Annotated in this window: 16 protein-coding genes and 3 pseudogenes; 11 read left to right on the forward strand and 8 right to left on the reverse strand. The window is 53.9% G+C overall.

Annotated features, from left to right (window positions below; all coding sequences use genetic code 11):
- Positions 1–271: 271 nt before the first annotated feature.
- Entirely contained in the window at positions 272–1,858 is a 1,587-nt protein-coding gene (locus IPJ96_00310) for a DUF1501 domain-containing protein (protein ID MBK7908802.1), read from the reverse strand.
- A gap of 11 nt (positions 1,859–1,869) precedes the next feature.
- Positions 1,870–3,522, reverse strand: a complete 1,653-nt coding sequence (locus IPJ96_00315; GenBank protein ID MBK7908803.1) for a DUF1800 domain-containing protein — start codon at positions 3,520–3,522, stop codon at positions 1,870–1,872.
- Between the two features lie 1,447 nt (positions 3,523–4,969).
- Between IPJ96_00315 and tnpA the strand changes: the two genes are divergently transcribed.
- Positions 4,970–5,488 carry an IS200/IS605 family transposase gene (tnpA, locus tag IPJ96_00320; protein ID MBK7908804.1) on the forward strand — a complete coding sequence of 173 codons (519 nt, stop codon included), beginning with the start codon at positions 4,970–4,972 and terminating at the stop codon, positions 5,486–5,488.
- A gap of 149 nt (positions 5,489–5,637) precedes the next feature.
- Here tnpA and IPJ96_00325 read toward each other — a convergent pair whose 3' ends face one another.
- Positions 5,638–7,443 carry an ABC transporter ATP-binding protein gene (locus IPJ96_00325; protein MBK7908805.1) on the reverse strand — a complete coding sequence of 602 codons (1,806 nt, stop codon included), beginning with the start codon at positions 7,441–7,443 and terminating at the stop codon, positions 5,638–5,640.
- 320 nt (positions 7,444–7,763) lie between these two features.
- On the opposite strand from IPJ96_00325, the gene rbfA reads away from it, so the two are divergent.
- Positions 7,764–8,159, forward strand: a complete 396-nt coding sequence (gene rbfA, locus IPJ96_00330) for a 30S ribosome-binding factor RbfA (protein ID MBK7908806.1) — start codon at positions 7,764–7,766, stop codon at positions 8,157–8,159.
- Between the two features lie 124 nt (positions 8,160–8,283).
- A pseudogene (locus tag IPJ96_00335) lies at positions 8,284–9,106 on the forward strand (class I SAM-dependent methyltransferase).
- Between the two features lie 20 nt (positions 9,107–9,126).
- Here the strand turns inward: IPJ96_00335 and IPJ96_00340 are convergent.
- Positions 9,127–9,279 (reverse strand): hypothetical protein, encoded by a 153-nt coding sequence (locus IPJ96_00340; protein MBK7908807.1) that lies wholly within the window; start codon positions 9,277–9,279, stop codon positions 9,127–9,129.
- Positions 9,280–9,317: 38 nt separating this feature from the next.
- Between IPJ96_00340 and IPJ96_00345 the strand changes: the two genes are divergently transcribed.
- A complete protein-coding gene (locus tag IPJ96_00345; GenBank protein MBK7908808.1) occupies positions 9,318–10,094 on the forward strand; it encodes an FtsX-like permease family protein in 777 nt (258 codons plus the stop codon).
- Between the two features lie 338 nt (positions 10,095–10,432).
- On the forward strand, positions 10,433–11,653 hold the full coding sequence (locus IPJ96_00350; GenBank protein ID MBK7908809.1) for a T9SS type A sorting domain-containing protein: 1,221 nt from the start codon (positions 10,433–10,435) through the stop codon (positions 11,651–11,653).
- A 1,383-nt stretch (positions 11,654–13,036) separates the two neighbouring features.
- Here the strand turns inward: IPJ96_00350 and pheS are convergent.
- Both pheS and IPJ96_00360 read right to left on the reverse strand, forming a co-directional pair.
- Entirely contained in the window at positions 13,037–13,990 is a 954-nt protein-coding gene (gene pheS, locus IPJ96_00355) for a phenylalanine--tRNA ligase subunit alpha (GenBank protein MBK7908810.1), read from the reverse strand.
- Positions 13,991–14,217: 227 nt separating this feature from the next.
- A pseudogene (locus tag IPJ96_00360) lies at positions 14,218–14,704 on the reverse strand (peptidylprolyl isomerase).
- Positions 14,705–15,011: 307 nt separating this feature from the next.
- Here IPJ96_00360 and IPJ96_00365 point away from each other — a divergent pair.
- The 6 genes from IPJ96_00365 to IPJ96_00390 all read left to right on the forward strand — a co-directional run bounded on the left by IPJ96_00365 (position 15,012) and on the right by IPJ96_00390 (position 19,909).
- Positions 15,012–15,260, forward strand: a complete 249-nt coding sequence (locus IPJ96_00365) for a hypothetical protein (protein ID MBK7908811.1) — start codon at positions 15,012–15,014, stop codon at positions 15,258–15,260.
- A gap of 1,758 nt (positions 15,261–17,018) precedes the next feature.
- Positions 17,019–17,201: a hypothetical protein gene (locus IPJ96_00370; GenBank protein ID MBK7908812.1), complete on the forward strand. Its 183-nt coding sequence runs from the start codon at positions 17,019–17,021 to the stop codon at positions 17,199–17,201.
- A gap of 162 nt (positions 17,202–17,363) precedes the next feature.
- Complete coding sequence (locus tag IPJ96_00375; GenBank protein MBK7908813.1) at positions 17,364–17,678, forward strand: hypothetical protein; 315 nt, start codon at positions 17,364–17,366, stop codon at positions 17,676–17,678.
- Positions 17,679–18,369: 691 nt separating this feature from the next.
- Positions 18,370–18,507, forward strand: a complete 138-nt coding sequence (locus IPJ96_00380; GenBank protein MBK7908814.1) for a hypothetical protein — start codon at positions 18,370–18,372, stop codon at positions 18,505–18,507.
- A 1-nt stretch (position 18,508) separates the two neighbouring features.
- On the forward strand, positions 18,509–19,228 hold the full coding sequence (locus tag IPJ96_00385) for a TerB family tellurite resistance protein (GenBank protein ID MBK7908815.1): 720 nt from the start codon (positions 18,509–18,511) through the stop codon (positions 19,226–19,228).
- Between the two features lie 216 nt (positions 19,229–19,444).
- Complete coding sequence (locus IPJ96_00390) at positions 19,445–19,909, forward strand: CvpA family protein (protein MBK7908816.1); 465 nt, start codon at positions 19,445–19,447, stop codon at positions 19,907–19,909.
- Between the two features lie 399 nt (positions 19,910–20,308).
- Here the strand turns inward: IPJ96_00390 and IPJ96_00395 are convergent.
- Positions 20,309–21,476: pseudogene (locus IPJ96_00395) on the reverse strand (phosphoglycerate kinase).
- A 1,046-nt stretch (positions 21,477–22,522) separates the two neighbouring features.
- On the reverse strand, positions 22,523–22,750 hold the full coding sequence (locus IPJ96_00400) for a hypothetical protein (GenBank protein ID MBK7908817.1): 228 nt from the start codon (positions 22,748–22,750) through the stop codon (positions 22,523–22,525).
- Positions 22,751–23,266: the final 516 nt, after the last annotated feature.

Genomic DNA, 23,266 nt, shown 5'->3' on the forward strand with positions numbered 1-23,266 from the left:
CAAGCTGCCTTGAAAAATCGTTGATGCACATAGGTAAAGAAACTATGAATTGGAAGCAAGGTGCCTAAAATGAACAAAAGAGCTAATGGCAAGTTTTAATAATCAATTCTTGCATGAGGAGGTTTTATCTCATACAACTTCAAGAATGATAAAAAAACTCTTCGGCGAATTGAACGAAATTGTCGGTATAGTTGTACGATGAACAGGAATGATTGGAATAATACGGTATCAATTCCAATGGTTCGACCTGCACCAATTTTCTTCCTTGAGCCTATCGCACTATCATCATATTTCGCACCTGTTGCAAAGATTCGTTCTGGAGTCGCAGGTGATAGATACCTGCTGCGAGGCCGGGGTTTTCGAAATCGGCTTCATACGTACCGGCCGGAAGTTCTGTATTGACCAGAGTATTGACCAATTGACCTTCCGGATTAAAGACCTGAACCAGTGTATGTCCGCCCATGGAGGTATACTTCACGCGCGTACGCTCCACAAAGGGATTCGGATAATTTGACACGAGCGACTCGCCGGCTTTCTGGTTGAGTTCGTTGATTCCGACGGTACATGCATTTCCATTTACCACCGGTAGCAACTGGAAATTCTGCAGCATGATCTGGTTCAGATCCGCCGCCGGTACGCATAACCACTGGTTGAGGACCGTAGCATAAACCGATCGGAAGTCGTATTGCATCGCGACATTATCGTTCGAGGTCACGGTAGCCGGAATGATCGGGTTGCTGCCCAGCATACCGGGTTGCACGTTGGGGCCAAACAAGAACATAGGCGCAGCGGCGCCGTGATCGGTTCCGGTACTGCCGTTCGACTTGATCCTTCTGCCGAATTCGGAGAATGTAAAGCCCAGGACACGATCACCGATGTTGAGAAAATCGAGGTCAGCGCAAAAGGCGGAGATTGCTTCCGACACCCGTCCAAGCAGGGTCGCATGCGTACCCGTCGTGGGATCGGCTGCATCGACTTGCAGGCTATGCGTGTCGAAACCACCCATGCTGACCAGGTAGATCTTGGTCTTGAGTCCCCCGGCGATCAGTCGAGCAACGATCTTGAGCTGGTCGGCGAGTGAATTGGTGCCATCCGGCGGATAAGCCGGCGACTGCTGCGTAATGTTGTCGGCTGCATCGGTGATGACACTGGCGTAAGCCATCGACTGCTGCGCGATCGTCCGGATATACGTGAGCTCCCGACCGTACAGGTTCGCGGGAGCCGGGTCCTGGATTCCGTTGATCAGATTGTAAAAGTTGGTCGGGTCGGTGATTGTCATGCCCATTCCGACCGTTGGTCCTTGCAAAGCCAGGGAAACACTGGTTCCGATCTGCAAGGCCAGTGGATCCGGCATGGTCGGATTCGGGTAGCCGGTGGGGAAGTTGGGATACTCGTAATTGAGGTAGCGACCCAGCCAACCGGTATTGAGCACCTGGCTACTGTCGGATGCGGTCAACCAGATATCCGTCGCACGAAAGTGCGAGAAGTTGGGAGACGGATAACTCACGCCTTGCACGATGGCCAGCTTTCCGTCATTGAACAGATTCTGCATCCCGCCCATGGCCGGATGAAGTCCGGTGCCTGTGATCCCGTTGAGTGAGAGGACCGCCGTATCGGGGATGAGTATGTTCGGTCGTGCCAGCGAAAGGTTGGCATACTGATCGAGCGGAATGACCGTGTTCAAACCGTCGTTGCCGCCGGTGAGTTGAACCAGCACGAGGACGTGGTCGTCGATCGTCGATGCCGCCAGCGACTGCAACAAAGGCGATGCTGCAAAGGAACGGAACGAGAATCCGTTGATCAGCGAAGGAATGGTGGCCGATGCAGCCAGCGATTGGAGAAACTGTTTTCTTTTCATGGCCAGCGCTGTCAGGAAAGTTGGTATTCGGCAAGGTTCATCAGGTACTGGTACATCCCCTGTAAACGGGATTCGACAATCCCGTAATACATCGTATTGGTCGGATCCGCCAGGTAGTCGTCCCAGGCATCGGTCCAGTAATGGTCCTGTGCCTGTCCTGATAAAAGGAAGCTTTTGAGATAGTCTTTCAACGTCTGGGACGGGTCAAAGCAGTAATGCCGATCGAGTACTTCCTGAATGAGCAGGTTGGGGTCGGTTGCATCCGCGAGTGTTTCGGTATAGGCTACGACATCGAAGGAGATATTGCTGCTGCCCGAGGTATAACCGGTGGACACCATGCGGTCGGTGAATGCATTGCGCGCGGGGAGTGTGGTCGCGTTGATCCACAATTCATGATACGCTGGAGCGGAATAGTAAGCCGGCCAGCCGGCCACATCGGGCGGGTCGCCGATCGACTGCCCCATGGCGCTGGCCTGCGAGAAAATCCGGTACCAGAGTGCATACTGGTCTTCCAATGCGGAAGCATCCGGAAAGGTGACTGCAAAATCGCGCGCGTGGGATACCGCGAAATCGATGGGTGTTTTGATGAGCGCACCGCGATTGGCTACATCGAAAAAATGTTCACTGCCGAGCAGCGCCTGCAAAGCCGGGATGATCTCGTAATTGTTATTCCGAAAGATATCGGCCAGCGGCTGTATGACATCCGTCTCGGTCGCGGCGTCAATCTCGTAGTAGACGAAATAGCGGTACAGTTTCCGCGCGATCAGCAAGGCAACCTCCTGCCGTGAGAAGATCATGTCGAGCAGATCGTCGAGTTCATCCTGACCGGCGGTACCACTGCGACCGGCGATGACCGCATTACCGTAATAGGCGGAAAAGACCTTGTCGCTGGTATCGTGGCGATTCGGGTCGAAATAAGCTGTTCCATTCGAGAACGTGATGCGGTATCCAGTGAGCACCTTCGCGGCGTTCTTCACATCATCCTCCGTATAATAAGGCTGACCGGTCGCATCTTTGCCTACCGTAAACAACTCCTGAAGTTCGCGTCCATAATTTTCATCCGGCGCGCTGGCGGTATTCAGGTAGCCGTTCAGGTAGCGCAACATTCCCGGATCGATGGTAACGGCCCGGGTCATGGTCTTGAAATTCCCCAAGGCATGGAGTCGCAAAAGTGCGTTGTTCTGGTAGCCCATTACAGCGTTCCCCAGCGTGGCCGCTTCGGTCACAAAGTGATTGTGCCAGAATAAGACCATTCGTTCCGTGATGCCCGGATCCGGTTGCAGCATCAAGCCGATCCACCAGGAACGGAACGAGCGCAGGCGTTGTCCGTTCGCCAAGGCATCGTAAGCGGCGTTTACCCACGTTTGCCCGAAGGGCACATTCGGGTCGTTGTAAACCGCGGTAGCAGTATATAAAGGTGGTGAGGGTTGCGTTGCCAGGGGTGTGAGCAGTTCGTTCAAAGCGCCACTCAAGCCAATGGACAGATAATGATCACACTCGGCCTTCGTTGCTCCGAAACGGGTGCGGCGAAGCAGGTGCTTCACTTCGCTCAGGCTCCAGGCACCGGAGTAAGGCGCAAGCCCGGTTTGTGTGCGGGCTAGCGGTTCGACAAGTGTTGTTTCGTCGGTTTGCGGCCGACCGGAAAGGAAATCACGACGGTTCATGCGAGTGGGCGAATGTTCCCTAAGACCCGGACAAATGGGCAAGGTTTAAGGCTTGAATGAAAGGACGACAGGGATGTTAGCGGAAGGATGAAGATAATGCACAGCGGACAGATTGGATCCAATGATCGATTCGGGTTTGAACAGATTTATCGTAAAAGAGGCTGTTGTTACGCTCCTCCGGAGCTTGAAATTTCTGTGAATCCATTGTTCTAACGTGTTGGGCCCCTCCGGGGCTGGGTGGGGTGATGATGAAACGCTTTTGCCCATTTGTTGGAAGACATCATGTAGGCAATATCAAACGGACTGCCGTATTCGGTTCATGATGATCCTTCACTGGATACAATCAGCCCCGGAGGGGCCAAATACGTTTGTCGATGGCAAACCCACTACTCCAAAGCTCCGGAGGAGCGTAACAACAGGCCCTTCAGGGTAACAACAATTCTTGAGTTCCGTGATTGGATTTTCATCGATGCAGAAATTTCACCCGATCTCAATCGGCACCTTTTATTTCGCTCCTCCGGAGCTTGAAATTTCTGTGGATCATTATTCCAACGTGTTGGGCCCCTCCGGGGCTGGGTGGGGTGATGACGAAACGCTTTTGCCCATTTGATGGAAGACATCATGTAGGCAATATCAAACGGACTGCCGCATTCGGTTCATGATGATCCTTCACTGGATACAATCAGCCCCGGAGGGGCCAAATACGTTTGTCGATGGCAAACCCACTACTCCAAAGCTCCGGAGGAGCGTAACAATAGGCCCTTCAGGGCAACAACAATTCTTGAGTTCCGTGATTGGATTTTCATCGATGCAGAAATTTCACCCGATCTCAATCGGCACCTTTTATTTCGCTCCTCCGGAGATAGAAATTTCTGTGGATCATTATTCCAACATGTTGGGACCCTCCGGGGCTGGGTGGGGTGATGATGAAACGCTTTTGCCCATTTGTTGGAAGACATCATGTAGGCAATATCAAACGGACTGCTGTATTCGGTTCATGATGATCCTTCACTGGATACAATCAGCCCCGGAGGGGCCAAATACGTTTGTCGATGGCAAACCCACTATTCCAAAGCTCCGGAGGAGCGTAACAACAGGCTCTTCAGGGCAACAACAATTCTTGAGTTCCGTGATTGGATTTTCATCGATGCAGAAATTTCACCCGATCTCAATCGGCACCTTTTTTTTTCGCTCCTCCGGAGCTTGAAATTTCTGTGAATCCATTGTTCTAACATGTTGGGCCCTCCGGGGCTGGGTGGAGTCAGGTTGTAACGCATATCAGTTCATTAGAATAGATAACAGTTAGAAATTTCGACTCAACTCGCATTTTTTCATCTTGACCCTTTCTTCGGACACAATCTGCCCCGGAGGGACTCAACATTATTGTAGTTAGGATTCCTATAATCTAAATATTCCATTGGAGCGATCGCTCAACGGAATCGGAAGAATGAAGCATTTAGAATTCTTCTGCTACCTGAATAAAATATCCCGCATTTATGCGGTTGCAACTGGCCGCATCACCCTATTGCTTTGCAGTATGGCAAACTCCTTTACACAGGTTTACTTACAACTTGTATTTTCCACCTACCGCAGGCAACCATTCATCGCGCAGGAATGGAAGGGCGAACTTCATAAGTACATCACAGGCATTCTGAAGAATCAACAACAAGTGCCCATCAGGATCAACAGCATGCCCGATCATATCCATATCCTCTTCGGCATGAAACCTCAACGATCCATGTCAGAGGTGATCCGGGAAATAAAAGCCGACTCGACCAACTGGGTAAAGAAAAACCGATGGGTGAATGGGAAATTTCGATGGCAGAACGGCTATGCGCTCTTCTCCTACTCTCAGTCTCATCTGGATCGTGTCGTCAAGTACATTGAGCGACAAGAATATCACCATCGTTCCATGAAATATGAAGATGAGTACACCCGGATTCTGGATCTGTATAAGGGCCTCTAATAACTCTTTCGGTGCCGAATCGGAAAAAGTCTTTCTTCCGACTTGACTCGTAAGCGATCAGGCGTATCTTTGAGGGAAAAGAAACACATCACCCAAAATAGGTTATTAGGGTGCCCCCCCAAAAGGGCCCGGCGAAAACCTGCAGATCGTCACAACTTCTTGTAGACGCCGCCGCTGGCCAGGAGATCGGCATGGCGGCCGCGTTCGATGATCTCGCCCTGTTGCATGACCAGTATCTCGTCGGCGTGTTGGATGGTGGAAAGGCGGTGGGCAATGACCAGTACGGTCCGGTTCTCCATCAGGCGGGTGATCGCGTCCTGCACCAGCCGCTCGCTCTCGGTATCGAGCGCCGAGGTGGCTTCGTCGAGAATGAGGATCGGCGGGTTCTTCAGGATCGCACGGGCGATCGCGATACGCTGCCGCTGGCCACCGCTGAGCTTTCCTCCGCGATCACCGATATTGGTCTGGTAACCTTCCGGCAAATGCGCTATGAACTCGTGGGCATGCGCAATGGTAGCGGCACGCGTGACGTCTTCGAGCGTGGCATCCGGCATGCCAAAGGCGATGTTGTTGAATACCGTGTCGTTGAACAGGATGCTCTCCTGGTTCACAATGCCCATCAGTTCGCGGAGGCTTTCCAGGGTGAGCGAACGGATGTCCTGTCCGTCGATCGTGATACTTCCCTGCTCCAACTCGTAGAAGCGCGGCAGCAAATCGACCAGCGTGGTCTTACCGGATCCGCTTTGTCCGACCAGCGCGATCGTTTTGCCGCGCGGCACCTCCAGGCTGATGTGCTTCAACACCCAGCCGGTACCGCCCTGGTGATAGGCGAAACTCACATCCCGGTAGGCGATGCGGTCCTTGAAGCCATCGATGGCGATGGCGCCAGGGCGATCGTGGATCGTGACTTCCGCGTCGAGGATCTTGTTGATGCGTTCGGCCGAGGCGAGTCCTCGTTGCACGTTGCTATAAGCTTCCGTAAATGCCTTGGCTGGCGGGATCAATTGGGAAAAGATGGCGATGAACGCGATGAACACACTCGGATCAAGTGTGGCGTCAGCACTCAACACCAGTCGACCGCCGAAGTACATGACAATGACCAATACGACCGCGCCGAGGAACTCCGACAAGGGAGAACTCAGGTCGCGTTTCCGGTAGAGGCGCTTCTGTAACTTCCGGAAGCGGTTGTTGTTCTCGCGGAACTTGTCGAAGCTAAACTCCTCCGCGGTAAACGCACGGATGATGCGCAATCCGCCCAGCGTCTCTTCGATGTTGCTCAGCAGGTTGCCCATCTGCTCCTGCGATTTGCCCGATGTCCGCCGCAGGCTTTTCCCGATCTGACCGATGAGGATGCCGGCGATGGGCAATAACACAAAAACAAAGAGCGATAGTTGTGGACTCATCAGCACCATGGTGGTGAGGAAGAGGATAACGGTAAGGGGCTCGCGGAAGATCACCTCCAGGGACTGCATGATGCTCCATTCGATCTCCTGCACGTCGTTGGTCATGCGCGCCATGATGTCGCCTTTTCGTTCGTTGGAGAAATACGAGAGCGGCAGTACCAGGACTTTCCCATACAGCTCGTTGCGCAGATCGCGCACCACGCCGGTACGGATCGGCGCCATGAAGTACATGCCGAGGTAACGGAACAAGTTCTTCAACAGGAACATCACCACGACCAGTCCCGAGATCACACTCAGGGCTTCGAGCTTACCGTGCTCGGCCACATACTGGCTGAGGTGATAGTTGAAATTGTTGAGCAGGACCTTCACCGAAAAAGCCCAGGGCATCTCGGTATAAGTTTGACCCTGACTGAAGAGTACGTTCAGAAAGGGCGCTACCATTGTCAGCGAAAAGAGCGAAAAGATCACCGACAACACATTGCACAGGATATTCAGCAGTGCATACGGTTTGTACCCGGTGACCAGCCGCAGGAGCCGAAGGTAGTTTTTCATGGGGCGGGGTAAAGGTAGGAAAGAAGGGTGTCGGGTTTTGAGTTTCGGGTTCCAGACTAAAGGGACGAGGGACGAGACCGAGTGACGAGGAGGTTTTTATGTTTAGAGTTTCCTGCCTCTGCATCCGCTACGGCAGTCAGCCGACTAAGGTCGCTTTTTTAGAACGGGACGAGGGCCGATGGAATTGAACCGAGGCTATTTTTTCAACCTTATAACATTCAACCTTCAAACAACCCGGAACCCGGCTCGAAACCCGGAACAACCAACTGGCGCATGCCCCGGCCTGCCCTGTCCCGGGAAATCCCTACCTTCGCACCGCGATGGACAGTACCCGACAGCTTAAGTATGCCCGCCTGATTCAGAAGGAGATAGGCGATATTTTTCAGCGGGAAGGCCCGGATTTTTACGGGAAAGCCTTTGTGACGGTGATGGGCGTTCGGGTGAGTCCCGACCTGGGCATCGCACGTGTGTATCTGAGCGTATTCGGCGCGAAGGATCCGCAAGGGACCATCGACCAGATCGAAAGTCACAACAAAGAGATCCGCAAGCGCCTCGGCAACCGGATCCGCCACCAGGCGCGCATCATACCGGAGCTCAAATTCTTCCTCGACGATTCCCTCGACTATGCTGAGAAGATTGACAAATTGCTCAGAGATTCGAAAGGGAAGGATGACGAGCGTTCAGTTGATCCGGGTGAAAACAGCAGTGAACAGTAGGCGAATAGCGAATAGCGAATAGAAGATACGGAGATCCAGAATAAACTCGAAACTCGAAACCCGAAACGGGAAACCCACAACCCCCTTCCTCGTCCCTCGGTCTCGCCCCTCGCCCCTTTATCAAATGCAGTACGATCCCATCAAACGCTCTCTCGGCAATGTCTTTAACAAGACGCCGTTCCTGCGGAAGATCTTTTACCGAATGCTTGACCTACTGCTGTTGCGGGCCTGGCATGTCCACAAGGAACTTCGTTCGCTGACGCCTGAATTGCTCCGCCGGGAGCGGGACGGTGGTGTGCAGGTGCTGGATGCCGGCGCGGGGTTCGGACAATACAGCTACTGGATCAACCGTAAGCATCCGGCCTGGAACATCCTGGCACTGGACGTCAAAGACGAACAGGTAGCCGATTGCAACCGCTTCTTTTCCGCCATCGGCGCGAAAAATGTCCGCTTCGAAGTGGGCGACCTCACGACCTACGTGAAAGCCGGCACCTACGACCTGATCGTCTGCGTCGACGTGATGGAACACATCGAACCGGATGTGCAGGTATTTCGCAACTACCATGCTTCCATGAAAAACGGCGGCGTGTTGCTGATCTCGACGCCTTCGGACCAGGGGTGGCAGCGACGTACACGGAGAAGGCGAAGCCTCGTTCATCGAAGAACACGTACGCGACGGATACAACATCGGCGAGATCGCCGAAAAACTGCGCAGCGCGGGCTTTTCCAGGATCGAAGCACGGTACCAGTACGGCAGTCCGGGCAAGATCTCCTGGCGACTGTCGATGAAGTACCCGATCCAGTTGCTGGGTGTGAGCAAACTCTTCTTCATCATCATCCCGTTCTATTACCTCATCGCCTACCCCATCGCTTATGTGCTGAACTGGGCCGATGTATCCGGTAATCACAAAACCGGCACCGGCCTGATCGTGAAAGCCTGGAAGTAAGGCGGCTGGGATTCGTATCTTCACCGGGTCAGCATGCGCCTGCCCCTTTTCATCGCCCGACGGTATTTCTTTTCCCGACGCTCCCAGCGCGCGGTGAATATCATCTCGATGATATCGGTCACCGGTATCTCGATCGGTACGGCGGCACTGATCGTGGTGCTTTCCGTATTCAACGGCTTCGAAGATCTTATTCTCCGACTCTACAATTCCTTTGATCCCGATATCAAGATCGAAGCCGCATCGGGTAAACGGATCGATCCTCTCGTGTTGCCTGTGCTCGCTGCTCGTCCCGGAGGAAGCTTTCAACCGCCGCTTCCTGGCGCCGTCCGGGGTGTTCGCCGTGCAACAGGAATACGACGAGAAATATGTGATCGTACCGATCGGATTCGCGCGGGAGATTCTGGAAGACGAAAAGGCGCTGACCAGCTACGAGATCGGACTGAAGCCGGGAGCCGATAAGGAACAGGTTACTGCCGAGGTGAAGCGTCTGGCCGGTGACAACTACCGGGTGCGCGACCGGGAAGCGCAGCACGCGTTGCTGCATAAGATCATGCGCTCGGAAAAGTGGGCCGTGTTCCTGATCCTGACCTTCATCCTGATCATCGCCACCTTCAACATGGTCGCATCGCTGACCATGCTCGTCATCGAGAAACGCGAGGATATCGCCGTGCTGCACAGCCTGGGAGCCGACCTACCCGCTTTGCAACGCATTTTTCTGCTCGACGGTTTGTTCATCACACTGCTCGGCTGCGGGATCGGCATGGTGCTGGGGTTTGTCGTTTGCTACTTGCAGGAACGGTTCGGACTGATCGGCCTCGGCGGAAGCGGTGCATTTGTGATCGACAGTTATCCGGTCAAAGTGCAACTTCCCGACGCATTCTACGTTTTCCTGACGGTGTTGGCCATCGGTTTCGTGGCCTCCTGGTACCCTGCCCGGAAACTGGTGGCGAGGAGCCTGAACCTGCGGTTGGTGGCGGCGGATGAGTGAGAGAGGGACGTGGGGCGAGGGACGAGGGACGAGGGACGAGAGTTGCGAGTTCCGAGTCCGGGTTCCGGGTTCGGGGGTCGAATTAAGGAGGGGGCGTGGGGCGAGGACGTGGGAGTGGGCGGAGGGAACGGGGGCGAGACCGAGGATTGATGTACGAGCGTTTATTCAACACATATACACATATTAGTGCGACCATCTTTATTCGTAACCGCGTTTGGCAGTAGGCGGTTTACGGATTGTTTAGGGCACTCCTTCCTCGTCCATCGTCTCAACTTACTTCGGCTTCGCTCCTCGTCTCTCCCTTCCTCGTCCCTCGCCCCTCGTCCCTCGTCCCTTCCATGACCCAACGGTACTTCCCTATTCTGCTTCTCCTCCTGCTGGCGACCGTTCATCTGAACGCGCAGTCGGGTTGTACGGATCCTATGGCGACGAATTACGATCCGACGGCCGTGGTGAATGACGGGTCCTGCGTTTATCCGGTGACCTCGCTGTCGTTGAGTCCGGTGACGGATCTGACTACACCGCTGCTGGATGAAAACTCCGGGTTGTTGTATCTCGACGGACAACTCTGGTTGCACGTGGACGATCTCGACACGAATCTATACCGGATCGACACCACGAACAGCACGGTACTGGAAAGTCTGCCGGTGCGCAACGCCTGGAACTACGATTGGGAAGACATCAGCTCCGACAGCCAGTACGTGTACGTCGGGGATGTGGGCAACAATGTCGGCTCGCGAACCAACCTGTCGATCCTCCGCTTCGACAAGGCGCAACTCTCGTCGGGCGCGGGTTATGTACAGGTCGATACGATCCGCTTCAGCTACGCCGATCAAACCGATTTCACTCCAGCGCTCGACAACACCCGCTTCGACTGCGAAGCCTTTGTGGTGGTGGACGATACCCTTCACCTCTTCTCGAAGGACTGGGTGACGAAACGGACGCGGCGCTACAAATTGCCGGCGCAACCGGGCACCTACTCCATTGCTCCCGTCGACAGCCTGGAAGCGAACGGGCTCATCACCTCCGCAGCACGCAGCGCGGACGGCGCGATCGTGTTGCTGGGCTATGACAATGTGATACCGGCACCCTGCTTTCTGTGGTTGCTCTTCGACTACCCCGGCACCGACTTTTTCGCAGGCAACAAACGTCGCTTCTCGCTGGGCAGCGCGGTAACGGCCGGACAAGTGGAAGGCATCTGCTTCACCGACAACCGCAGCGGTTTCGTGAGCAACGAACGCTTTCAGCAGATCGTGAACGTCCCGCCACGGCTGAAGCGGTTCGACATCAGCGCGTACATCACGGCTCCGATCACTGCGATTGACGATGGCGGACTTCGTCAGCTCCGCCTGCTCGCCACACCTAACGGTTATGTGCTGGAACATGCCGGTATACAGGGCGAGTTCTCGCTGGTGAATCTGTCCGGAAGAAAATGCAGAGAGGAACGACTGGGACAGGGAAGCACGCGCATCGAGCGCGACCGGCTCAGCAGCGGCGCTTATCTGTTGACGGTTCGATCAGCGAACGGATCCAGCAGGACATTTCGGATTGTTTTCTAGTGAGCAGTGAACAGTAGGCAGTAGGCAGTAGGCAGTTTGCCTTTGCCTGTAGCCTGCCTAGGCTGGGCGGGCGGATTAACGCAACGCCAGTCGATCAGATAACGATGACCCCGGGAATCACGGCATCCTAGCACCGAGATTCCATTTTTTATTTCGGCCCCGTAGAGGGGTCGCGGAAACGATTCATCAGGTACGCGGCATGAAATGGCCGCAGATCGGTCCCGTTGTGTCGAAGTCGGGAGATTTTGTTTCAGTAAATAGTGAAGAGTGAATAGTAAACAGTGAACAGTGAATAGTGAATAGTGTGGAGCGAATAGCCAATAGCGAATAGCGAATAGTTTTTTAGTGAACAGTTTGTCGATGTTGCTGTAGTCTGCCAAGGCATGCCTGGGCGGGTGGATTAACGCAACGGCAGTCGTTGAGCTAACAATGACCCCGTAGAGGTCACGGTATCCTAGCACCGAGAATCCATTTTTATTTCGGCCCCGTAGGAAGTCGCGGAAACGATTCATCAGGAATGCGGCATGAAATGGCCGTAGATCGGTCCCCGTTGAGGCGAAGCCGGGAGGTTTAGTTTCAGTGAATAGTGAATAGTGTGGAGCGAATAGCCAATAGCGAATAGCGAATAGTTTTTTAGTGAACAGTTTGTCGATGCCTGTAGTCTGCCCAGGCATGCCTGGGCGGACGGATTAACGCAACGGCAGTCGTTGAGCTAACAATGACCCCGTAGGGGTCACGGTATCCTAGCACCGAGAATCCATTTTTTATTTCGGCCCCGTAGGGGTCGCATAATGGGTTCATCGGGCAAGCAGCCTGGAATTACAGCAAGACGGTGCCCGTTGAGTCGAAGCCGGAACGTTCCAGGCTAGCCCCGGGTGAGCGAGGCGCGCTACCTGCGTCCATCATTGCATTGGCATTGTTGCGACGAGTGAACACGGGACTGAAGGGGAGGAGCGTACGGTTGGTCCGCTCTTAATTACAGTAGGCAGTAGGCAGTAAGCAGTGAATCGTGCTTGCTGTTGCTTACAGGTAGGCTGAGAATAAATACTAACTCGGAACGCGCCTGCCTGCCGCAGCTTTAGCGTAGGCAGGGAACTCGGAACAATCAACCGTCTCCCTCGTCCCTCAGTCTCGCCCCTCGTCCCTGCATTCATTCGGGCCCGTCGATCTACAACAAAAAAAGCCGGACTCACGCCCGGCTTTTCACCATTTCCACACTTTATGACCACCTGTTTAGGGAGGTTGTATAGAGAACAAGTGGTGGGATATTTGGTTTCTGTTTTTTCTTTATCGTAATCTAAATGTTTGAATTACAATGAAATAAAAGTACCACAGAGGGACGCAGAGGAATGCGCAGAGGGGCACAGAGAAAAGAATCTCTGGTCAATTTTCTGCGGCGAACTGGCGCAGGAACCGCAGATCGTTCTCCGAGAAGAGGCGCAGGTCTTTGACGTCGTATTTCAGCATGGCGATGCGTTCGATGCCCATGCCGAAGGCGAAACCGCTGTAGCGTTCGGGATCGATGCCGCAGTTCTGCAGTACGTTGGGATCGACCATGCCGCAACCCATGATCTCGAGCCAGCCGGTGTATTTGCACACGTTGCATCCTTTGCCTTTGCAAAGTTCGCAGGTGATGTCCATCTCGGCGGAAGGCTCCGTGAACGGAAAGTAAGACGGACGCAACCGGATTTCCGTATCGGCGCCGAACATCTCGCGGGAGAAGTACAGCAGCGTCTGTTTCATGTCGGCGAAGGAAACGCCTTCGTCGATGTAAAGTCCTTCGACCTGGTGGAAGAAGCAGTGCGCGCGCGCGCTGATGGCTTCGTTGCGGTAGACGCGACCCGGCATCAGCATGCGGATGGGCGGCTTGGTGCTTTCCATGACGCGCACCTGCACGCTCGAGGGGTGCGTGCGCAGCGCGATGGAATCGCTGCCGCCGCGTTGCTCGATGAAGAACGTATCCTGCATATCGCGGGCAGGGTGATTCTCCGGAAAGTTGAGCGCGGTGAAATTGTGCCAGTCGTCTTCGATCTCGGGTCCGCCGGCGACGGTGAAGCCGATGCGCGAAAAGATCTGCAGGATGCGTTCGCGGATGAGCGAGATGGGGTGGCGCGCGCCGAGGGTCATCGGCTCCGCGGGAAGTGTGAGGTCGATGTCGGTCGCGGCGGCCTGATCGGCTGCGGCTTCGAGCATCTCCTGGAAGGAAGCGAGTTTCGCTTCGGCGGCTTGTTCCAGTTCGTTGACCTGCGCGCCGTACTGCTTCTTCTCCTCGGCGGGAATCGATTTCATCGCCGCGAACAGCTCCGTCAGGATGCCCTTCTTACTCAGGAAGCGCAAACGAAACTGCTCGACTTCCTCACGGTTTGGTGGCGGAGAAGTTGGTGATTTCGTGGAGGTAGGTGGAGAGGGAGGACATGCGAGGGGCGAGGCTTGTCTGCCGAAGCTTTAGCGTAGGCAGGGGACGAGGGAATTGAGTTCTTGGTTTCCAGTTTCGCGTTTCCAGTTTCCAGTCCTGGTCAACTTTAACCGGAAACGCGAAACCCGAAACGCGAAACCAAAAACTACTATTGCACCACCGTCATCTTCATCCTCACATCCTGCACCGGACGGTCGCCGGGTTGGGTTTGGACGGCGGCGATCTTGTCGATGACATCGAGGCCTTCGATCACTTCGCCGAAGACGGTGTAGTTCTTATCAGGAAGGGCGTACCGCCGAGCGTGGTGTACACTTCCTTCTGCTTGTCGGAGAACTTGAGTCCGCGTTGCATCTCCAGCATCTGGAGCTGCTCGTTGGTGAGCACTTGTCCTTGCACGATGTAGAACTGGCAACCGCTGGAAGCCTTGGCAGGATTCTCGGTGCGTGCCGCGCAGATCGCGCCTTTCTTGTGGAACAAGCTGCCCGGCTGCGCGTTCTTCGACTGCGGATCACCGCCCTGGATCATGAAGCCGCGGATCACGCGGTGGAACAACAGGCTGTCGTAATACCCTCGCCGGCCAGCTTCGCGAAGTTGTCGCGGTGCTGTGGCGTTTCGTTATACAGGCGCACTTTCATGTCGCCAAAATCAGTCTTGATGAGTACAATCCGGTCTTTTGTGCGGAATCTGCGGCCATGGCGGTAGGTTGTTGGGCGTAAGATCGCAGGCCGAAAAGCAGCAGCAGGGCGCAGCAGCAGGTTGCCAACGTCTTCATTTTGTGTTATTTTGTTTTCCTTTGAATTAGATGAGCAAACTTACCCAAAAGGCACGAATACCGAAAGCCGAGTCGGCAGAATCGCCGCTTTAATCGTGATTTCGGGCTTTTAGTCCCTCACGGGCCTGTCGTCCTGCAAGAAAGACGGCCCGACCAAAGCGCTGATCACTGTGGTCCGACTCCTGAACCGTCCGGTGCAGGCCGCCTCAGTAACCCTGGCGGGACGTCCACCAATTCCGTCAACGGCGTTCAGTCGAAGGTGCGCATCACCAAGAAAAGCGACGCCGCCGGTCGTGCTCGAATTCGAGTTCAAGCTCGAAGCTTTCCTCAACATCGAAGTCATCAAGAACGACGACACCGCACGTTCCTTCATCCGACTGAAAGAGCACGAGACGGTGACGAAGACGGTCTCCCTGTAAAGAGGGACGAGGGGCGAGACCGAGGGACGAGGAAGGCGGTTGATTGTTCCCTGCCTACGCTAAAGCTTCGGCAGGCAGGCGCGTTTCGCGTTTCGGGTTCCGAGTTAAAATTTATTCCTTGGCTTCTTGGGAACAACGGCAAGCACGATTCACCGCCCACTGCATACTGCATACTGCCTACTGTTTACTGTGTACCGCCCACTGCCTACTGCCTACTGAAATTAAGAGCTGACCGGCCGTACGCTCCTCCCCTGCTGTCCCGTGTTCACTCGTCATGTCGACTTTGTCGCTTTGAGGATGCGGGCGTTCGTGCCGAGTTCACCCGGGGCTAGTCTGAAACGTCCCGGCTTCGACTCAACGGGGACCGTGCTACCATCATTTCATGACGCTTGCCTGATGAATCGTTTCCGCGACCCTACGGGGCCGAAATAATGATTCGCATTTTCCTAGGATACCGTGACCCCTACGGGGTCATCGTTATCTGATTGACGGGCGGTTCATTAATCCGCCCGCCAAGGCATGCCTGGGCAGGTTAAAGGCAAGGGCAAACTGCCTACTGTTTACTGTTCACTATTCACTGTTTACTGAAACAATACGTACCGGCTTCGACTCAGCGGTGACCGGCTTGCTTTAATTCCAGGCCGCTTGCCCGATGAACCCATTATGCGACCCCTACGGGGCCGAAACAAAAAAAATGAATTCGTGGTGCTAGGATTATGAGACCCCTACGGGGTCATTGTTAGCTCAATGACTGCCGTTGCGGTAATCCGCCCGCCAAGGCATACCTGGGCAGGTTACAGGCAAGGGCAAACTGCCTACTGTTTACTGTTCACTGTTTACTGAAACAAAACGTCCCGGCTTCGACTCAGCGGGGACCGACTTGCTTTAATTCCAGGCCGCTTGCCCGATGAACCCATTATGCGACCCCTACGGGGCCGGAAACAAAAAAATGAATTCGTGTTGCTAGGATTATGAGACCCCCTACGGGGTCATTGTTAGCTCAACGACTGCCGTTGCGTTAATCCGCCCGCCCAGGCATGCCTGGGTAGGCTACAGGCAAGGGCAAACTGCCTACTGTTTACTGTTCACTATTCACTGTTTACTCAAACAAAACGTCCCGGCTTCGACTCAACGGGGACCGCCTTTGCTCATCGTTCGGCGATCGATGTAGGATGCAGTTGTTACGCCCCTCCGGGGCTGAAATCCAAATGGCATCTCCAGCAAGATTGTTGGGCCCCTCCGGGGCGGGCGGATTCCTTTTGGGAGGGGCGAGAAACGAGACCGAGGGACAAGGAAGGGGGTTCCGGGTTTCCCGTTTCGGGTTTCTAGTTTCGGGTTCTTTTAAAAAGGGACGAGGGGCGAGACCGAGGGACGAGGAAGGCGGTTGAAGGTTTCGAGTTCCCTGCCTACGCTAAAGCTACGGCAGGCAGGCGAGTTCCGGGTTTCGAGTTCCGCGTTTAATTTGGATCTCCGTACCTTGTATGGTTTATCTTCTATTCGCTATTCGCTATTCGCTATTCGCTATTCGCTATTCGCTATTCGCTATTCGCTATTCGCTATTCGCTATTCGCTATTCGCTATTCGCTATTCGCTATTCGCTATTCGCTATTCGCTATTCGCTATTCGCTATTCGCTATTCACTATTCACTATTCACTATTCACTATTCACTAATCCCAAAATACTCCACCACCGCCTGCTTCAACAAAATATCCTGTTCGCGTAGCGTGAGGGGCGGGAGTTTTTGGACGAGTTCCCAGATGGGCCGCCTTCGGGGTCCCGGCCTTCGGGCGGTAGTAGCCGTACGGACTGAGCACCCGACAAACGGCGATATGCATGAGATCCTGTTTTCGTCCTTCGAATATTTCATCGGACCACGTCCCAGCTCCTGTACGCCGATCAGGAACAACATGCTCTGCAAATCGGGCTCTTCGCCGAATTGATCCGCCATCCGCTTGACCAGCCGGTCCCAGCGTGTCCTTAAAGTTCCAGTTCGTCGCTTTCCATGCGCGGCGCAAAGGTAACCAATTGTCAGGGTTGACGCGGGTTTCCTACCTTTGCCCGCCCTCGGAAAAAAGTTCCGCCAAAAGGCCCTCGCTGACCCTGTGCTTCGCTCCCGTTTTCCCCTTTCTCCTGGTCCTGCTGCTCATCGCAGGACTGTTCCCGGCACGGGTCGCCGATGCCAAAAATCCACCGGCACGCCGGTCGACGTGGTCTTCTGCCTCGACCTTTCCAGCAGCGCCAACACGCTGATCGACCACTTCCGCAATCACCTCTGGGATTACTGGCGCTTCTTCGCCCGCTGCAAGCCGCGTCCGAACTTCCGCATCGGCGTGGTGGCCTACTCCCGCTTCAGTTACGGCAAGCAAACCGGCTACAACAAGGTGATCAGGACCTGGGCACCGACTTCGAACGCATGAGCAGTATCCTGTTCAAGATCCCGTCGCGGATCGAGAAGAGGCGACCAGTACGTCGGCTCCGCGCTGAAGACCTGCCTGAGCAAGGTGAGCTGGTCGCAGGACCCCGACGCCATCAAGATGATCTTCCTCGTGGGCAACGGAGACGTGAACCTGGGCGGAAGAGCGTCGACAAGGCCGTAGAGCGCCTGCGCCAGCAGAGGTGATGATCCATACGATCTACTGCGTCGCGCCCGGCGAACGCGCAGGCGGTACGCGGCTGGCAGCGCATCGCGCAATACAGCGGCGGCAAGCACGACGCCATCTCGCTCCGCACCCGGTACTTCGACAATGTCGCGGGCTTCAATCTGCAGCGCTTCCGCGCGCTGAACCGGGAGTTCAACGCCACCTACCTCTATTACGGTGTCGGCCGGAGCCAAGCGCTGGCGGATGCAGACGGAAGAAGACAACCACATCTACGTCACCAACACCGAAGGCTATCGCTTCCGGGCGCTGTACAAGATCTCGGACGATTACCAGCAGAAGAACGCCGACTGGGACCTCGTCGATCTCTACTACCGCAACCCGGTCGCCTTCATGCAGGTGGACCGCAAGACGCTGAACGACTCCTGCAGGAAGATGACCAACGCGCAGTTGAAGTCGTACATCATCTACAAAATACGAACGCAAGAAACTCGCGGCACTGATCGCCGACATGGTCACCGAGAAAGAACTGAAAGACCGCGAGGCGGGCCGACTCACCCAGAAACGCATGCCGACACTCGACGTGGTCAGCCTGCGCATGCTGCGGGAGATCCTGGTGCCCCGCGGCATTCAATGTCCGGAATACTGAGATGAGCGCATTCAACAAATGGATCTTCGGCGGGCTCGGCTGGGCCCTGGGCGGACCGATCGGCGGCATCCTCGGCTTCGCGCTCGGCGCGATCACCGAAGAGACGGGCAAGACCTACAAGGCCGAGCCGCAGCGCATGCTGCCCAACGATTTCTCCGCCGCCCTGCTCGTGCTCTGCGCCGCGGTGATGAAAGCCGACCAGAAGGTGATGCGTTCGGAGCTGGAGTTCGTGCGGCAGTTCTTCACCCGGCAGTTCGGCGAACAGATCACGCAGGACCGCATGTTGCTTTTCCGGGAGATCCTCAAGCAGGAGATCGCCATCGGGGCGGTCTGCGGACAGGTACGACAAATGGTGGACCCGCCCTCGCGCCTGCAGTTGCTGCACCTGCTCTTCGGACTGGCGGCCTCCGACGGACAGGTCTCCAAGCCGGAACTCACGGTGCTTGAACAGATCGCGCACCTGATCGGCATCGCGGAAAAAGACCTGCAGAGCATCCGCGCCATGTTCGTCTCCGATCCCGACGCGGCCTACCGCATCCTCGAAATCGAACGCGGCGTGAGCGACGACGAAGTGAAGAAAGCCTACCGCCGCATGGCGATGAAATACCATCCCGACAAAGTCCACCACCTCGGTCCCGAGTACCAGAAAGACGCCCAGGAAAAGTTCAAGAAGATCAACGAGGCGTATGAGGAGGTGAAGCGGGAGCGGGGGATGAAGTGAGTTTCCGGTTTCGAGTTTCGGGTTTCGGGTTAGTTGAAGGTTGAAGGTTGAAGGTTGAAAGTTGAAGGTTGAAAGTTGAAAGTTGAAAGTTGCGTTTCGGCTCACTGCTCACATCCCGCGTCCCTCCATAATAACAACTGGAAACCCGAAACCGAAAACCCGAAACTGCAAACCACAAAACCGAGCACCAAATCTGCGTACAAGCGGTTCCTATCCATGAACCTGCTCGATCTCCTCCTCGCCCTCATCCTGCTCATCGGACTGGTGAAGGGGTTCATCAACGGTTTCATTTATGAGCTGGCGGTGGTGGCGAGTTTTTTCTGGGGATCTACGGGCTGGCGACTGGCGGATACGGTGGCTCCGAAAGTCGCGTCGATGCTGGACACTTCCCCGACCACGACGCATTACATCGCATTCTTCCTGGTATTCCTGGCGGTATCGGTGGGGGATCTTCTTCCGGCGAAGTTGCTGGAAGGACTGATCGGCATCGCGGCGCTGGGGATCTTCAACAAACTACTCGGCGCCCTGTTCGGCTTCGGCAAGTACCTGCTCATCACCAGCGTGGCCCTCTACTTTTTTCACAAGGCCGATGCAAAGTTCCACTGGCTCAAAGCGGACACTAAGGCGGAGTCGGTCTTGTATTATCGGGTGTTGAAGGTAGCGCCGGCGCTGTGGAAGTAGGGACGAGGGACGAGACCGAGGGACGAGTGTGTTCCGAGTTTCGGGTTTCGTGTTAAAATAGCTCTCCCGTACGTTGTATTGTTAAAATTCTACTCACTGTTCACTTTTCACTGTTTACTGAAACAAAACGTCCCGGCATCGACTCATCGGGGGCCGATCTACGGCCATTTCATGCCTCATACCTGATGGATCATTTCCGCGACCCCTACGGGGCCGAAATAAAAAATGGATTCTCGGTGCCAGGATACCGTGACCCCTACGGGGTCATCGTTAGCTCAACGACTGGCGTTGCGTTAATCCGCCCGCCCAGGCATGCTACAGGCAAGGGCAAACTGCCTACTGTTTACTGTTTACTGTTCACTATTCGCTATTGGCTATTCGCTATTCGCTCCACACTGTTCACTGTTCACTCAAAACAGCTGCTACTCCCGGCAGCACCTTTCCCTCAAAATACTCCAGCAGTGCTCCACCGCCGGTGGAAACATAGGAGACTTTGTCGCCGAAACCGAATTGATTGACGGCCGCGGCGGAGTCGCCTCCGCCGATGAGGGAGTACGCGCCCTTGACCGTCGCTTCCGCGATGGCTTCCGCGACCTTGCGGGTACCGTTGGCGAACTTTCCATTTCGAACACGCCCATCGGGCCGTTCCAGAGGATGGTCTTCGATTCGCGGATCACCTGCTGGAAGTCGGCTACGGCCTGTGGGCCGATGTCGAGTCCCATCCAGCCGTCGGGAATCGCGTTGTTGGCCGCAATGGAGGTGTTGGCGTCCTTGTCGAACTTGTCACCGAGCACCGAGTCCGCTGGCAGGAGGAGTCGGCAGCCTTTCGCCTTTGCCTTTTCGATCAGTGATTTGGCCGGTCGAGCTTGTCTTCTTCCACCAGCGAGTTGCCGATTTGTCCGCCCATGGCTTTGAAGAACGTATACGCCATCCCGCCGCCGATGAGGATGTTGTCGGCTTTGTCGAGGAGGTTTTCGATGATGAGGATCTTGTCGCTCACCTTGGCTCCGCCCATCACCGCGGTATACGGGCGGGCGGGCTGGTGCATGACCTTCTCGGCATTGTCGAGCTCGGCGGCCATGAGGTAGCCGAAGCACTTCTTGCCGGGGAAGCTGGAGGCGATGACGGCAGTGGAGGCATGCGCACGGTGCGCGGTGCCGAAGGCGTCGTTCACGTAGAAGTTGCCGTGCCGCGCGCGAGTTGAGCGGCGAATTCCGCGTCGCCTTTCTCTTCCTGCTTGTAGAAGCGCAGGTTCTCCAGCAGCAGCACTTCACCCGGCTTCAATGCAGCGGATTGCGCGTAGGCATCGTCGCCGATGCAATCGTCGGAAAAGCGGACCGGCCGACCGAGCAGTTCGGCGGTGCGTTGTACGGCATGCCGCAGGGTGAACTTCTCACGATCGATGGATCCATCTTCTTTCAGCTTCTTGAGCGGGCGGCCCGGTGGGAAAGCAGGACCACCGATCCTCCGTCGGCGAGGATCTTGTTGATGGTCGGCGGCGGCAGCCCGGATACGGGTATCGTCGGTGATCCGGAAAAGACTTATCCAGGGGAACATTGAAATCCACGCACCAGCACCCTGGGCCGGCGAAGTTGAACGAATCGACGGTTTTTCATGGGTGCGAAGGTAAAAAACAGGGTTTTCGGCAGCATTTCCTCTCAAGAAATCCCACCAAAGAAGGCCATTTCATCCTTCCATGATCTGAAAAAATAAATCTTAGGTACTTAGAAATCAGGTAGGCTAAATGCTCCCTGCTATCACATCTACGTTACGAATCAGTATTTCATTCGTAGCTGTTATTGAGGAAGCCTTCAATTATACATCTGCTCACCTGCCCAAAAACCGCCACCTATCAATGTTCCACCCACTGCTCCCCAAGATCCTCCCAATTCAGCACCGATTGCCATGCCTTAGTTTAGAACGCAGCCGTTTTTGAGAAAGTTTTCAAAATTAAAACTCACCGCGATTCTTTTTAGCCATTAAGAATAACGATAATATGAGTACTATCGTAGAAATGACTATATATATAATTGTAACCCTTTTTCTTTTTAATTTTTTCTCTGTATTTTCAGTTTCATATAATTTGATTATCTCTAAATATTTATTTTTATAGATGATTACAAAATATAATATTAATAATATTATGCAAACTATGCCCCCAATTTCATATTTCGTGTCTAATCCGAAACTAAAATTATATCCAAATAAATATGCTATTGATTGAATTCCATAAAATGTTTGCAATATAGTTAATGTCATTAACAAAACAGCTCGGTATTCTGGATCTGTATCAATTTTTTTCACTTTTTGTAACCTGATAAAAACTATAAAATATATTCTTCAGTATTTTCATCACATTATCTTAAGGGTGTTCTTAGAGGGTCGCCCCCATCCTCCAAAAAACGCCGCTCTCATCTGGAGAAGAAAGTAAACAATACCAATTCGAGCCCCTGCCAGCCGCATTGAGATCCTATGTAACCCATTTCAAGATCCAAAAGTGGTTTCATCCATACGGAATTATATGTTCCACTCCCTTCATAATAATCAACCGCGAGCCCAATGGAGATGGCTGCTGAAACTACATTAAATCCTTGTCCAACCCTGTTTTCACACTTAACATAGCTTCAATTTCTCGACAGAAGGGTCGGATGCTTTTGCGAGGTCAAGTAAATTCTCTTTGACGCCGCTACTTAGACCATAGACCCCTAAGCCAGTTTGCAAATCTTCCAACCAACTGCGATTATCAACGGTTGAAAATGATTTCCATTCCCATCCTATCTCTACACTCCCTCCGTTGGCAATCCATCCAAATTCACCATCTATTACAGTATTACTGGGCATGTGTATAGGTGCCCTCATTGCCCGAAAACTCCTCCCAACGCCCCCCATGTGCCTCTTTGAGGATTGAAGGTTACTCGTTTTCTTGCATTAACAGACTTGTGTAGCCACCCTTGTTAAACTAATACGTATAATCAAGTTGCGTTCGATGACTCTAAACAATTCGGACAGCCACCCTCTTGATTAGCAACATTATACACTATGCCATAGCATTAAATTGTCTCACTCTTCTTTATAAACATGATTCCTAAAATCAATGGTACGCCTATGATTAAAATGATTATAGCTATATTTTTAAATGTAAATACTTTTCCACCCAGTTTATCTCTCCTCCAAAAAATATGGACTACTCGGTCTTTTCTATAATAGAAATAAGTAAACAAAAGCCATATTGCTAAAATAGGCATCCAATACAATTTGTTTATCATATAGGAATGACTAAACGCAGTTGGAAGGATGTTTTATTTTAAAAGTATGTTTAATGGCTGTAACTAGAAAAAAGGCATGAATATATTGAGC

This window comes from Bacteroidota bacterium (genome assembly GCA_016713765.1).
GTDB classification, from domain to species: domain Bacteria; phylum Bacteroidota; class Bacteroidia; order AKYH767-A; family 2013-40CM-41-45; genus Pollutiaquabacter; species Pollutiaquabacter aromativorans.